The organism is Azospirillum oleiclasticum (assembly GCF_013423485.1).
GTDB classification, from domain to species: Bacteria; Pseudomonadota; Alphaproteobacteria; order Azospirillales; family Azospirillaceae; genus Azospirillum; species Azospirillum oleiclasticum.
The window spans coordinates 159,274-172,232 of sequence record NZ_JABFFR010000013.1; the positions used below are offsets into that span (position 1 = coordinate 159,274).

General features: G+C 69.2%; 12 protein-coding genes. 11 read left to right on the forward strand and 1 reads right to left on the reverse strand.

The genetic code is table 11. The features are described 5' to 3' along the window. Positions 1-156 precede the first annotated feature (156 nt). On the forward strand, positions 157-1,071 hold the full coding sequence (locus HL658_RS16455; RefSeq protein ID WP_180283400.1) for a ferritin-like domain-containing protein: 915 nt from the start codon (positions 157-159) through the stop codon (positions 1,069-1,071). Positions 1,072-1,367: 296 nt separating this feature from the next. Further along, the gene (locus tag HL658_RS16460; protein WP_180283401.1) at positions 1,368-1,940 is read left to right on the forward strand and encodes a manganese efflux pump MntP; all 573 of its coding nucleotides are present in this window, start codon (positions 1,368-1,370) and stop codon (positions 1,938-1,940) included. 10 nt (positions 1,941-1,950) lie between these two features. Here HL658_RS16460 and HL658_RS16465 read toward each other — a convergent pair whose 3' ends face one another. Then, positions 1,951-3,543 (reverse strand): DUF2339 domain-containing protein, encoded by a 1,593-nt coding sequence (locus tag HL658_RS16465; protein ID WP_180283402.1) that lies wholly within the window; start codon positions 3,541-3,543, stop codon positions 1,951-1,953. Positions 3,544-3,896: 353 nt separating this feature from the next. Here HL658_RS16465 and HL658_RS16470 point away from each other — a divergent pair, with 353 nt between their 5' ends. From HL658_RS16470 to rseP, 9 genes are all read left to right on the forward strand, one after another. Further along, positions 3,897-5,582: a vanadium-dependent haloperoxidase gene (locus HL658_RS16470; protein WP_180283403.1), complete on the forward strand. Its 1,686-nt coding sequence runs from the start codon at positions 3,897-3,899 to the stop codon at positions 5,580-5,582. 228 nt (positions 5,583-5,810) lie between these two features. After that, complete coding sequence (gene rpsB / locus HL658_RS16475; RefSeq protein WP_180283404.1) at positions 5,811-6,605, forward strand: 30S ribosomal protein S2; 795 nt, start codon at positions 5,811-5,813, stop codon at positions 6,603-6,605. 93 nt (positions 6,606-6,698) lie between these two features. Continuing rightward, positions 6,699-7,637, forward strand: coding sequence for a translation elongation factor Ts (tsf, locus tag HL658_RS16480; protein ID WP_180283405.1), 939 nt, complete (start codon positions 6,699-6,701; stop codon positions 7,635-7,637). Between the two features lie 44 nt (positions 7,638-7,681). Next, positions 7,682-8,437 (forward strand): UMP kinase, encoded by a 756-nt coding sequence (pyrH, locus tag HL658_RS16485; RefSeq protein ID WP_180283406.1) that lies wholly within the window; start codon positions 7,682-7,684, stop codon positions 8,435-8,437. Positions 8,438-8,476: 39 nt separating this feature from the next. Beyond that, entirely contained in the window at positions 8,477-8,998 is a 522-nt protein-coding gene (frr, locus tag HL658_RS16490; RefSeq protein WP_196242270.1) for a ribosome recycling factor, read from the forward strand. Positions 8,999-9,019: 21 nt separating this feature from the next. Next, entirely contained in the window at positions 9,020-9,751 is a 732-nt protein-coding gene (locus HL658_RS16495) for an isoprenyl transferase (RefSeq protein WP_180283408.1), read from the forward strand. Next, entirely contained in the window at positions 9,696-10,562 is an 867-nt protein-coding gene (locus tag HL658_RS16500) for a phosphatidate cytidylyltransferase (protein ID WP_180283409.1), read from the forward strand. Before HL658_RS16495 ends, HL658_RS16500 begins: the two co-directional genes overlap by 56 nt. Then, positions 10,553-11,734: a 1-deoxy-D-xylulose-5-phosphate reductoisomerase gene (locus HL658_RS16505; protein ID WP_180283410.1), complete on the forward strand. Its 1,182-nt coding sequence runs from the start codon at positions 10,553-10,555 to the stop codon at positions 11,732-11,734. The genes HL658_RS16500 and HL658_RS16505 overlap by 10 nt, the downstream gene beginning before the upstream one ends. Before the next feature lie 78 nt (positions 11,735-11,812). After that, positions 11,813-12,943 (forward strand): RIP metalloprotease RseP, encoded by a 1,131-nt coding sequence (gene rseP / locus HL658_RS16510; RefSeq protein WP_180283411.1) that lies wholly within the window; start codon positions 11,813-11,815, stop codon positions 12,941-12,943. Positions 12,944-12,959 lie beyond the last annotated feature (16 nt).

A 12,959-nucleotide genomic window follows, 5' to 3' on the forward strand; every position in this document is an offset into this window, starting at 1 on the left:
TAGAATGTAAAGATTACCAACCTGTAAACGTGAAATTCAGTCCGTGCCGCGTTGAACAATCTTTGGTTGCTTAAGGCGGTGCTGGTGACGGTTGACGCCCGCCCGGTCGGGTCCGTACCCTCCCTCGCGCCTGACCAGCCCCCGCGGGAGCGTGCCATGACCGATGTGACCAGCCTCGATCCGCAGCTCGTGGCCGCCGCCGACCACGCCATGCGCCATTGGACCGGATCGGATCCCGGCGCCATCCGCATCGGCTCGGCCGCGCACAAGCGGCTGTTCTGCGACATGCTGCTGGCCACCCACAACCCCTACAAGCCGTCGGTCATCCGCTGGCCCGACCTGGAGCCGGACGCCCGCGACCGGCTGGTGTCGCTGCCCATCTGGGACATGGCGGTGCAGACGGAGGGGCGGGCCAAGCTCCGGGTGCAGAGCTACGCCGACACCATCCGCGACGAGCTGCTCAACAAGGCGGTGACGCTCGACGCCTGGGAGGAGGGGCGGCACAAGGAGGTGCTGTCCCGCCTCGTCGCCTTCTACGGCATCACGCTGGAGCCGGAGCCGGAGTATGTCCGCCCGCGCGACCCGGAATGGGCGTTCCTGCGCACCGGCTACAGCGAGTGCATGGACAGCTTCTTCGCCTTCGGCCTGTTCGCGCTGGCCGAACGCTCCGGCTTCTTCCCGCGCGAGCTGGTCGACACCTTCGAGCCGGTGATCCAGGAGGAGGCGCGCCACATCATCTTCTTCGTCAACTGGGTGGCCTGGCACCGCGCCAACCTGCCGCTGTGGCGGCGGCCCTGGTTCGACCTGAAGCGGCTGGCGGTGTGGGCGACGATCTCCTTCGACCGGCTGCAGACCGCCCGCGACATGGGCGGCGGCAAGGGCGACACGAAGAAGGACGAGAATTTCACCGCCACCGGGCACAAGGCGATGGGCATCGACGCCAGCGCCCGCGACCTGTTCGTGCTGTGCCTGGAGGAGAACGACCGCCGCATGGCCGGCTACGACCCGCGCCTGCTGCGGCCGAAGACCATGCCGCGCATCATGCGGCTGGTTTTGCGCTTCATGAAGTGACGCGCGGCTGCCGCCGGCTTTGAAGTTAAGCCATGGCATAAACGTTCGCCAATCCGGCTTTTCTGCGCCGCGGGGGTGGTTTTACAGCGCTGTCCATGTGCGTTGACTGGACGAATCCGTCTTTCTATTGTCCGCGCCGCTGGCAGCACGCGCGGTCACGGCCGAAACCGGCCACGGTGATTTGCGCGTTCTGCGGATTGTTTCTCCGCTCCCCGTTCCTCCGGGGCGCCAGCGCGCAGGAAGCCCCGATCCGGCCGGGGTTTCCGGCGTTCGGTCTTCGCCCGGTGGTGCCCGCCATGACCCCGATGTCCATCGCCGTGCTGTCGCTCGGCATGTCCGCCGATGCCTTCGCCGCCGCGATCGGGCGGGGGGCGTCGCTGCGACCGGACTTCCCGGCGGCGGTGCGGGGCGGGGCCGTCTTCGGCGCGGTGGAGGCGGTGACGCCGCTGGTCGGCGGGGCGCTTGGTCTGGCCGCCGCCGGCGCCATGGCGGCGGTCGATCACTGGATCGCCTTTTCCCTGCTGGCCATGGTCGGCGGCAAGATGCTGTGGGAGGCGCTGCGTGCATCCGGCACCGGGGACGGCACGGCGCCGGCGGCACGCACCGGCCGCTGGACGCTGGTGGCGGTCGCCATCGGCACCAGCATCGACGCCGCGGCGGTCGGCGTGTCGCTGGCGATCCTCGGCGCCGACATGCTGCTGATCGCGCTGTCGATCGGCTTCACCACCTTCGTCATGGCGACCGCCGGCCTGCTGATCGGGCGCGCGGTCGGCGCCCGCTTCGGCCGGGCGGTGGAGATGCTGGGCGGTGTGGTGCTGATCGGGCTGGGGTCGAGCATTCTGCTCGAGCATCTCGGCTGGCTGGGGTGAACCGGCGCCGTCACTCCCAGGTGCCGTCCTCCTCGGTCTCCGCCGGTTTCCCGATGCGGTAGAGCTGGAAGCGCCCGCCGTCGTGCAGCAGGGTCAGCCGGTCCGGGTCCGGGTTCGGCTGGCCGCTGGTGTAGAGGATGTAGAGATAGTCGTAGCGGTCGGGCCAGGCGTCCCAATAGGCGGGCCGCCGGTCGGGCGCCGTGCCGTCGGCCGACGCCAGGAGCTGGCGCACCGTCGGCGGGTCGCCGTCCAGCGCGTCGACCCGGTCGCGGAAGTCGGGACGGACGTCCAGCACCTGCTTGCCCTGCACCGTGAAGGCGGTGGAGACCAGCGCCTGCCGCTCGATCATGGCGATGCAGGGGGCGTGGCTCAGCCCGGCGTTGCTGATCTCGTCGCCGGAGGGCCGGTCGGCGTGCGCCACCAGCACCACGGCCCCCGGTTCGATCAGCCCGACCGACTCCTTGAAGTCCAGGTCGATGGCGCGCAGCCGCTGCCAGTTCACCTGCACGTCCACGACCCGCACCAGCGTCAGGCCGAGCACGATGGCGTAGAAGGCCAGCCGCAAGGCGCGGTCGCGCCCCTCGAAACGGACAAAGCCCAGCGCCAGGAACAGCACCGCGATGGGCAGCCGCTGGTCGGCCATCCAGGAGCCGAACAGCATGCGCGGCATGGCGAGATACACGGCCGCCGACACCGCCAGCAGAACCCAGCCGGCCGGGTGCATGCGCAGCAGCCCGCGCCCGGCGGCCGACACCACCAGCCCGACCATCAGCGCCGCGACGGCAAGGTCGAAGGCGTCCCAATAGGTCTGCACGACCGTGAACAGCCCCTGGATCTTGCCGCTCGATTCCCAGATGTTCTCCGACGACAGTCCCAGCGTCGGGCTCGCCAGCATCAGCGGGATCACCGGCAGGAAGGGCAGGGCGAAGGCCAGCGCGTCGGCCGGCCGCACGCGCGGCCACGCCCGTCCTTCCGGCCAGGCACGCCACAGCTCGTAGGCCAGCAGCGCCATGCCGTAGACGCCGACCGCGAACAGGTGGCAGGCGAACAGCGCCAGCACCATCACCGCCGACAGCAGCCCGCGGCGCCACGCCGGCCCCTCGCGCAGCGCGATCCAGCCGGCCAGCCCCCACACCGCCAGCCCCGCCCCGAACAGATAGTTCATCAGCCCGTACAGCAGGATGCCGTTGTAGGCGAAGGGGAAGGCGACGAGCGGCCAGGGCGACAGGCGCCCGTACAGCACCCGCTGCACCACCATCGGCCCGGTCACCATCAGCACCACGGTGGCGAGCAGGAAGACTTGCCCGGCGACATACACGTCCACGATCCGGGTCAGCGGCGGCACCACCAGATCCATCACCAGATTGGGGATGATGGCCCAGTGGATCTCGTAGAAGCGGGCCAGCAGCGGGTCGGCGTCGATGCCGGCGATCACGTGCATGCGCGCGAGGTGGTTGACGTAATCGGCCAGCGGCGGCAGCCCGTCGGTCAGCACCGGCCACGCCACGGCGAGCAGGAGCGACGCGGTGACGAGCGGCAGCAGCCGGCCGCGCCGGACAGCGCCCGCACGGGTGGCGGGGCGGATGGCGGTACCGGTGGGCATCGTGTGGAGGTTCCTGTCCTGTTCGGCGCGCCACCATAGCGCCGCCGCGGTTCGCCCACCAGGGACGAGTGTGGAGTGGCGACGCCCCGCGCCACCGGAACCACCGGACAAGGTCAGAACACCAGCGTATGTGAATATTGGAAGTTTATTTGTGTAATTCGGATTTTCTTTTCATGTTGAAAAGCACGGATTGCCTAAACAAAGTAAATGTCATCGGGTTATCAATATCCGCCATCGATCAATCGCTGCGGTGCCGCGCCGCAGCGCGGCTCCATGACGCGCATCCGGCCTGTCCGGGGCGCGACGGAGCGGGGTCGTGCCCGTGATGGCACCGCAACGAACAGGGGAGCTCCATGAACGACAAGGAAAAGCCGGCAGCCGTGCTGAACATGCGCCACGGCCTCGCCCGCATCAAGCGCGTGAATGTGGCCGATGGGATCTTCGGGCCTCGCCAACCCGGGAATTTCCCGCTGACCTGTGACGGGGGCGGCGCCTTCTCGGCTCCCCTCTTCGCCCCGCACCAGGACAACGGCGACGAGGCGAAGTACGCCGGGGATCCGCTGTTCCCCTTTTTCGGCAACTTCTCGAAGGGCTTGGAGCACGACGACAGGGGGGCGGTGAACGCGGCCGCCTACCGGGCGTTCGTGTCCGCCCTGATGACGGCGATGAACAGCCCGGCCGGCCCCGGCACCATCGCCGCCATCGACCAGATCCCCCGCGCCACGGTGGCGCGCCCGCGGCCCTTCGTGAACCCGTTAGCCGGCTTGGCGTTCGACCTCAACGGCGGCGACGCCTGGGACTTCACCTGCGCGCCGGCGCCGGTCGTGGCCGGGCCGGAGTCGGCGGCGGAGATGGTCGAGCTCTACTGGATGGCGCTGCTGCGCGACACCGCCTTCACCGCCTACGACTCCGATCCGCTGGCCGCCATCGCGGCGAAGGATGTCGGGGCGCTCGGCGCTTTCACCGGGCCGCGCGCGGATGGCAAGGTGACGCCGGGCACGCTGTTCCGCGGCTCTACCCCCGGCGATCTGAAGGGTCACTACCTTTCGCAGTTCATGCTGAAGCCGGCCATCTTCGGCACCCAGACCATCGACCAGCGGCAGAAGACGGCGGTCGCCGGCATCGACTACATGACGACGCGGGACAGCTACCTTGCGGTTCAGCGCGGTGCCGACGTCGGCGGCGTCGACCGTTTCGACACGGAGCGGCGCTACATCCGCAACTTGCGCGACCTCGCCACCTACGTGCATTTCGACGCGCTCTACCAGGCCTACTTCAATGCCTGCCTGATCCTTCTGGAGCTCCAGGGCCGCGGCGTGATCGGCATCGACAAGGACAACCCCTACGCGACCGCCAAGAAGCAGATCGGCTTCGGCACCTACGGCGGGCCGCACATCCTGAGCCTCGTCACCGAGGTGGCGACCCGGGCGCTGAAGGCCGTGTGGTTCCAGAAATGGTTCGTGCACAGGCGGCTGCGGCCGGAGATGTTCGGCGGTCGCATCGACGCGCTGCTGCGGCTCAAGGCGGCGGGCACCGGGGTCAACCTCGACAACTACGTGCACAAGAGCCTGCTCGAGTCCGCGGCCGGGTCGGCGGTGCTGTCGGGGACGGGCGGCTGGTTCCTGCCGCAGGCCTTCCCGGAGGGCAGCCCCATGCATCCGGCCTACGGCGCCGGCCATGCCACCGTGGCGGGAGCCTGCGTCACCATCCTGAAGGCGTGGTTCAACGAAGAGGACGCGCTGCCCGACCCGGTGGTGCCCAACGCCGACGGCACGGCCCTGGTGCCCGACCCCAAGGCCCCCGGCCTCACCGTCGGCGGCGAGCTGAACAAGTTGGCGGCCAACATCGCCATCGGCCGCAACGGCGCCGGCGTCCATTGGCGGACCGACTACACCCGCTCGATGTCGCTGGGCGAGGCGATCGCCGTGTCGATCCTGCAGGAGCAGTCGGTGTGCTACGCCGAAGGCGGCGGCTTCACGCTGACCACCTTCTGCGGCAAGCCGATCAAGATCTGGGACGGCAGGGTCATGCCGGCGTGACGGGTCCGCGCGGCACTGCCTTGACGGGCTGTGCCGCGCGGACCACCCCCATCCTTCCTGTTGCATTGGTATCGGCGAGGGGCTATGAAGGCGCCGTCGTCAAAACCTCACGCGGGCTGGCGGACCTTCGGCGTTGCGCCGTCGGTTCCATCCGGTGTTCCCCAAGGCTCCATGCCCCAAAGGAACCGAAGGCCCGCGGCGGAGCAACCGGAAAAGGGACCTTTTTCCATGGCTATGCCGTCCTTCACCATGCGCCAGCTCCTGGAAGCCGGCGTGCACTTCGGCCACCACACCCGCCGCTGGAACCCCAAGATGCAGCCGTACCTGTTCGGCGTGCGCAACGGGGTCCATATCATCGACCTGGAGCAGACGGTGCCCATGCTGCACCGCGCCATGCAGGCGGTGCGCGACGTGGTTGCCGGCGGTGGCCGCGTGCTCTTCGTCGGCACCAAGCGCCAGGCGCAGGAGCGGGTGGCCGATGCCGCCTCGCGCTGCGGCCAATACTACGTCAACCACCGCTGGCTCGGCGGCATGCTGACGAACTGGAAGACCATCTCCCAGTCGATCAAGCGCCTGCGCGAGATGGAAGAGCGTCTGGCCGGCGACACCTCGGGTCTGACCAAGCGCGAGATTCTGCAGCTCACCCGCGAGCAGGAGAAGCTGGAGCGCGCGCTGGGCGGCATCAAGGAGATGGGCGGCCTGCCCGACATCCTGTTCATCATCGACACCAACAAGGAATCCATCGCGGTGAAGGAGGCCAACAAGCTTGGCATCCCCGTGGTGGCGGTGATCGACAGCAACTCCGATCCGGACGGCGTGGCCTTCCCGATCCCCGGCAACGACGACGCGCTGCGCGCCATCGACACCTACTGCGAACTGGTCGGCGGTGCGGTGCTTGACGGCCTGCAGGCCGAGATGGTCGCCGCCGGCATCGACGTGGGCAGCCGCGAGGAGGCTCCGGCCGAGGCGCTGCCCGAGGACGAGGACGTGGTGGAAGCCGAAGCCGCCGCCGTCCAGGGCTGATCCGTGGTTTAGGGGCAGCCGGGCCGCGCGAGCCGCCCGGCTGCTTTTTTGTTGAGTACCGATACCGACCGTTTGGGAAAGAAGGGGCGAACCATGGCCGAGATTTCCGCCGCGCTTGTGAAGGAACTGCGCGAGAAGACCGGCGCCGGCATGATGGACTGCAAGAAGGCGCTCGGCGAAACCGCTGGCAACCTCGAGGACGCGGTCGACTGGCTGCGCAAGAAGGGCCTCGCCGCCGCCGCCAAGAAGTCGGGCCGCATCGCCGCCGAGGGTCTGGTCGCCGTCGCCACCGCCGGCACCGCCGGCGCGGTGGTCGAGGTGAACGCCGAGACCGACTTCGTCGCCCGCAACGACAAGTTCCAGGCCTTCGCCGCCCGCGTGGCCGAGCTGGCCGTCGCCGGCACCGGCGAGCTCGAGGTGCTGAAGCAGACCGCCTACCCCGGCACCGGCCATGCCGTGCAGGAGGAGCTGGCGAGCCTGATCGGCACCGTCGGCGAGAACATGAACCTGCGCCGCGTCGCCCGCCTGTCGGTGCCGGCCGGTGTGGTGGCGACCTACGTCCACCAGGCGACCGCGCCGGGCCTGGGCAAGATCGGCGTGCTGGTGGCGCTGGAGTCGACCGGCGACCAGGGCAAGCTGATGGAGCTGGGCAAACAGATCGCCATGCATGTGGCCGCCGCCCGTCCGGACGCGCTGGACATCGCCGACGTCAGCACCGCCAACCTCGACCGCGAGCGCGCCGTGCTGATCGAGCAGGCCCGCGCGTCGGGCAAGCCCGAGAGCATCATCGAGAAGATGGTCGAGGGACGCGTGCGCAAATATTACGAAGAGGTCGTGCTGCTCGAGCAGACCTACGTGATCGACGGCGAGACCAAGGTCCGCAAGGTGGTCGAGGCCGCCGCGAAGGACGTCGGCGCCCCGGTGAAGCTGACCGGATTCGCCCGCTTCGCGCTGGGCGAGGGCATCGAGAAGGCCCAGGCCGACTTCGCCGCCGAGGTGGCCGCCGCCGCCGGCACCCAGCCGACCGCCTGACCGCCTGTCGCCTGATTGCGCGCCACCCAGGGAGAGCCGCCGCCATGGACCAAGCGTCCCCGAGTCAGGAGCCCCGCGAGGGCGTTCGCTACAAACGGGTGCTTCTGAAGGTTTCGGGTGAGGCGCTGATGGGGTCGAGGGATTTCGGTCTCGACCCCGGCATGGTGAACGAGGTCGCCGACGAGGTGAAGGAAGTCACCGCGCTGGGCGTCCAGGTCTGCCTGGTGATCGGCGGCGGCAACATCTTCCGCGGCATCAAGGGTGCCGCGGGCGGGATGGAGCGGGCAACCGCCGACTACATGGGCATGCTGGCCACCGTCATCAACGCGCTCTCCATGCAGAGTGCGTTGGAGCGCAAGGGGGTCAGCACCCGCGTGCAGTCGGCCATCCCGATGTCGTCGGTGTGCGAGCCCTACATCCGCCGCCGCGCCATCCGGCACATGGAGAAGGGCCGCGTGGTGATCTTCGCGGCCGGCACCGGCAACCCCTTCTTCACCACCGACACCGCGGCGGCGCTGCGCGCGTCGGAAATGGGCTGCGACGCGCTGCTGAAGGCGACGCAGGTGGACGGCGTCTACACCGCCGACCCCAAGAAGGTGCCGGATGCCGAACGCTACGACCGGCTCACCTACCTCGACGTGCTGTCCAAGGACCTTCAGGTCATGGACGCGTCCGCCATTTCCTTGGCGCGCGAGAACCGAATCCCCATACTGGTCTTCTCGATCCACACGGCGGGCGCCTTCGCGGAAGTCATGGCCGGGCGTGGCCGTTACACGATCATAACGGAATCCAGGGAGTGAGCCGTGACTGATCAAGTCATTGCCGACGTCAAGCGCCGCATGGACGGTGCCCTCGACGCCTTCAAGAAGGAACTCGGCGGCCTGCGCACCGGCCGTGCTTCGACGGCCCTGCTGGAGCCGGTGGTGGTGGAGGCCTATGGCAACCGCATGCCGCTGTCCCAGGTCGGCACCATCGGCGTGCCGGAGCCGCGCATGATCACCGTCAGCGTCTGGGACCGCTCGCTGGTCAAGGCGACGGAGAAGGCCATCCGTGACTCCGGTCTGGGCCTCAACCCGCAGACCGAGGGGCAGACGATCCGCGTGCCGATCCCGGATCTGAGCCAGGAGCGCCGGGCCGAGCTGGCCAAGGTCGCCCACAAATACGCCGAGCAGGCCCGTGTGGCCGTGCGCAACGTGCGCCGCGACGGCATGGACGCGCTGAAGAAGGCGGAAAAGAAGGGCGACATCAGCCAGGACGAGCTGAAGGTCTGGTCGGACAAGGTGCAGGGCGTGACCGACCAGCACATCAAGCTGGTCGACGAGGCGCTGGCGCACAAGGAAAAGGAAATCATGCAGGTCTGAGGGAAGGTGGGCGCAGAGGCCATGAACCCCCCCGACGATCGCCCCGTTCCACCGCGGCACGTGGCCGTCATCATGGACGGCAACGGCCGCTGGGCCAAAGCACGCGGCCTGCCGCGCACCGCCGGCCACCGCAAGGGTGTGGAGTCGGTGCGTGCGCTCGTGGAGAACGCGCGCGAACTCGGCATCGAATACCTGACCATCTTCAGCTTCTCGTCGGAGAATTGGCGCCGGCCGGAGGAGGAGGTCACCGACCTCATGCATCTCCTGCGCTTCTATCTGCGCAGCGAGATCGCGTCGCTGCACAAGGGCGGCGTGCGGTTGCGGGTGATCGGCGACCGCCGCCGGCTCGCCCCCGACATCATCGAGCTGATCGACGGGGCCGAAGCGAAGACCCGCGACAACCGGCGCCTGACTTTGGTGGTCGCGCTCAGCTATGGTTCCCGGCAGGAGATCGCCGAGGCGGCCCGGCGGCTGGCGGAGGAGGCGAAGGCCGGCGCGCTCGACCCCGCCGCCATCGACGAAACCATGGTCACCGACCGGCTCTACACGGCCGGCATTCCCGACCCCGACCTGATCGTTCGCACCAGCGGCGAGAAGCGGATCAGCAATTTCCTGCTGTGGCAATCGGCCTACGCGGAATTCGTGTTCGTCGATACGCTGTGGCCCGACTTCACCAAGCGCGACCTGGAGGCGGCGATTGAAGAGTTCCACCGGCGAGAGCGCCGCTTCGGCGCCACGGCCGGTCCCCGGTAGGGCGGGCGATCTCCGGACACGCGTCTGGTCGGCGCTCGCCCTGGGGCCGCCGGTCCTCGCCGCCGTGTGGGCCGGTGGATGGGTCTTCCTGGCGGTGGTCGCCGTCGTCTCCGTGCTGTCCGTGCACGAGTGGATGGCCATTGTCGGCCGTTCCGAAAACGCGCGTCTCGACCGCCCGGAGCCGGCGCGCCTTCTCGCCTGTGCGGCGGTGCTCGCCGTCATCGCCCTGTACGCTGTCGCCGGCGCCGCACCTGCGGCGGTGGCCTGTCTGGTGCTCGGCACCGCTGCCGGCGCCGTTGCCGGCGGCGAGGACCGCTGGGTCGCCGGGCTGGGGGTGCCTTATGTCGGGTTGGGCGTGGTCGGGCTGCTGTGGCTGCGCGACGCGCCGTCGGCCGGCCTCGGTCTCTTCCTGTTCCTGATGCTGGCCGTCTGGGCCTGCGACATCGGCGCCTACGCCGCCGGCCGCAGCATCGGCGGGCCGAAACTGGCCCCGCGCATCAGCCCGAAGAAGACCTGGGCTGGCCTGATCGGCGGCACCGTCGCCGCGGCCCTGATCGGACTTGCCGTCGCGATCGGGTCCGACGCCCGCTCGGCGGTGGCGGCGCTGCTGCTGGGGGGGCTGGTCGCGGTGGTCAGCCAGGGCGGCGACCTTTTTGAATCGGCGCTGAAGCGGCGCTACAACGTGAAGGACAGCAGCCGGCTCATCCCCGGACACGGGGGGCTGCTGGACCGCATCGACGGGCTTCTGGTCGCGGCCCCGGTGCTGGCCCTGTTCCACGCGACCCTGGGGGCGCAACTCGCATGGTGGTGACGCAGGACGGCGGGCGGGAGCCGCGCCGGGTGACGATCCTGGGGTCCACCGGCTCGGTGGGCACACAGACCATCGACCTCGTCGCCCGCGACCCCGGCGCCTTCGCCGTTGAGGCGCTGACCGCCAACCGCAACGTGGCCCTGCTGGCGCGCCAGGCGCGCGAGCTGGGCGCCAAGCTGGCCGTGGTCGCCGATCCCGCCGCCTACGCCGACCTCAGGGACGCGCTCGCCGGCACCGGCATCCGCGCCGCCGCGGGGGCCGAGGCGGTGGCGGAGGCGGCGTCGCTGCCGGCGGATTGGGTGATGGCGGCCATCGTCGGCGCCGCCGGGCTGGAGCCGGTGCTGGCCGCGGTGCGGCGCGGCGCCACCGTCGCCTTCGCCAACAAGGAGGTGCTGGTCTGCGCCGGTTGCCTGATGATGGAGGAGGTGCGCCGCCACGGCGCCACCCTGCTGCCGGTGGACAGCGAGCATTCGGCCATCTGGCAGTGCTTCGACTTCGCACGCCCCGGCGGGATCCGTCGGCTGGTGCTCACCGCGTCGGGCGGGCCGTTCCGCACGCACGACCGCGCCTTCATGGCGACGGTGACGCCGGAGCAGGCGGTGCGCCACCCGACCTGGGACATGGGCGCCAAGATCTCCATCGACAGCGCCACCATGATGAACAAGGGGCTGGAGATCATCGAGGCGCATTTCCTCTTCGACGTGCCGGAGGAGCGCATCGACGTGCTGGTCCACCCGCAGTCGGTGGTGCATTCGCTGGTGGAGTATGTGGATGGCTCGGTGCTGGCGCAGCTCGGCACGCCCGACATGCGCACCCCCATCGCCTACACGCTGGCCTGGCCGGAGCGCATCGCCACACCGGCCGAGCGGCTCGACCTGGCGAAGGCCGGAACCCTCACCTTCGAGGCGCCGGATCCCGAGCGCTTCCCGGCGCTGCGGCTGGCGCGCGCGGCCTTGCAAAGCGGCGGCGGTGCGCCCACTATCCTTAGCGCTGCGAACGAAGTGGCGGTGCAGGCTTTCCTCGACCGCCGCATCGGGTTCCTCGACATCGAACGCGTCGTCGAGGACACGCTGGCAGAGCTGCCGCACCACGCTCCCTCCGATCTGGAGGGCGTGCGTCGGATCGACGCGGAGGCGCGCCGCTGCGCCACCGGCCTCACAGCCGGCCGATGACCGCCGGGCGACCGGCGGCTCCGTGACGGGAACGCCGGCCGCGGCGGCGGGCCGGCAGGACAGGTGTCAAAGGCTCACATGGCTATCCTCGGCGGTTTCTGGACCTCCGTTCTCGCCTTTCTTCTGGTGCTGACGGTGCTCGTGTTCGTGCACGAGCTGGGGCATTACCTGGTCGCGCGGCGCAACGGCGTGCGCATCGAGGTGTTTTCGATCGGCTTCGGGCCGGAGCTGTTCGGCTGGAACGACCGCACCGGCACACGGTGGAAGTTCAGCGCCATTCCACTTGGCGGCTATGTCAAGATGTTCGGTGATGCCGACGCCGCCTCCACCCCCGGCGACGTGCGCGGCATGACGGAGGAGGAGCGGCGCGTCTCCTTCCACCACAAGCCGCTGGGAGCCCGCGCCGCCATCGTGGCGGCGGGGCCGGCGGCGAACTTCATCTTCTCCCTGCTGGTGCTGGCCGTGCTGTTCATGACGGCGGGGCAGCCCTTCACCCCCGCCGACGTGGGCGGAATCCAGCCCGGCAGTGCGGCGGAGCGTGCAGGCCTGCGGCCGGGCGACCTGGTGAAGGAGATCGACGGGACCGGCATCGCCCGGTTCGAGGAAATCCGCCAGATCATCACCATGAATCCCGGCCGTCCGCTGACGGTGGTGGTGGAGCGCGACGGCCGGCCGGTGACGCTGACCGCGACCCCCGACGTGTCGGAGGTGACCGACCGATTCGGCAACGTCCACCGCATCGGGCTGCTCGGAATCACCCGCGGCGGGACCGAGCAGGTGGTGCACGATCCATTGTCCGCGCTGTGGCAGTCGGGGCGCGAGATCGTGAATATGACCTTCGGCACACTCACCGCCGTCGGCCAGATGGTCGAAGGCTCCCGCGGCACCGAAGAACTGGGCGGGCCGCTCCGCATCGCGCAGATGTCGGGGGAAGTCGCGCAGACGAGTTTCTACGCGCTCGTCTGGTTCATGGCTTTCCTGTCGGTCAATCTCGGCCTCATCAATCTTTTCCCGGTGCCCATGTTGGATGGTGGGCATCTGATGTTCTACGCGATCGAGAAGGTCCGCGGCAAACCGCTCGGGCCGCGCGCGCAAGAATACGGTTTCCGCATCGGATTGGCTCTGGTATTAAGCCTCATGGTCTTCGCCACGTGGAACGACTTGGTTCAGCTCCGTGTGGTTGATTTCTTCAGAGGACTGGTTTCCTAAGAGCCATCAGAGCCGG

Excerpts from the sequence above, each read along its gene's own strand:
- HL658_RS16455 (WP_180283400.1), top strand. The coding sequence starts at position 157 with ATGACCGATGTGACCAGCCTCGATCCGCAGCTCGTGGCCGCCGCCGAC.
- HL658_RS16460 (WP_180283401.1), top strand. The coding sequence starts at position 1,368 with ATGACCCCGATGTCCATCGCCGTGCTGTCGCTCGGCATGTCCGCCGAT.
- HL658_RS16465 (WP_180283402.1), bottom strand. The coding sequence starts at position 3,543 with ATGCCCACCGGTACCGCCATCCGCCCCGCCACCCGTGCGGGCGCTGTC.
- HL658_RS16470 (WP_180283403.1), top strand. The coding sequence starts at position 3,897 with ATGAACGACAAGGAAAAGCCGGCAGCCGTGCTGAACATGCGCCACGGC.
- rpsB (WP_180283404.1), top strand. The coding sequence starts at position 5,811 with ATGGCTATGCCGTCCTTCACCATGCGCCAGCTCCTGGAAGCCGGCGTG.
- tsf (WP_180283405.1), top strand. The coding sequence starts at position 6,699 with ATGGCCGAGATTTCCGCCGCGCTTGTGAAGGAACTGCGCGAGAAGACC.
- pyrH (WP_180283406.1), top strand. The coding sequence starts at position 7,682 with ATGGACCAAGCGTCCCCGAGTCAGGAGCCCCGCGAGGGCGTTCGCTAC.
- frr (WP_196242270.1), top strand. The coding sequence starts at position 8,477 with ATGGACGGTGCCCTCGACGCCTTCAAGAAGGAACTCGGCGGCCTGCGC.
- HL658_RS16495 (WP_180283408.1), top strand. The coding sequence starts at position 9,020 with ATGAACCCCCCCGACGATCGCCCCGTTCCACCGCGGCACGTGGCCGTC.
- HL658_RS16505 (WP_180283410.1), top strand. The coding sequence starts at position 10,553 with ATGGTGGTGACGCAGGACGGCGGGCGGGAGCCGCGCCGGGTGACGATC.
- rseP (WP_180283411.1), top strand. The coding sequence starts at position 11,813 with ATGGCTATCCTCGGCGGTTTCTGGACCTCCGTTCTCGCCTTTCTTCTG.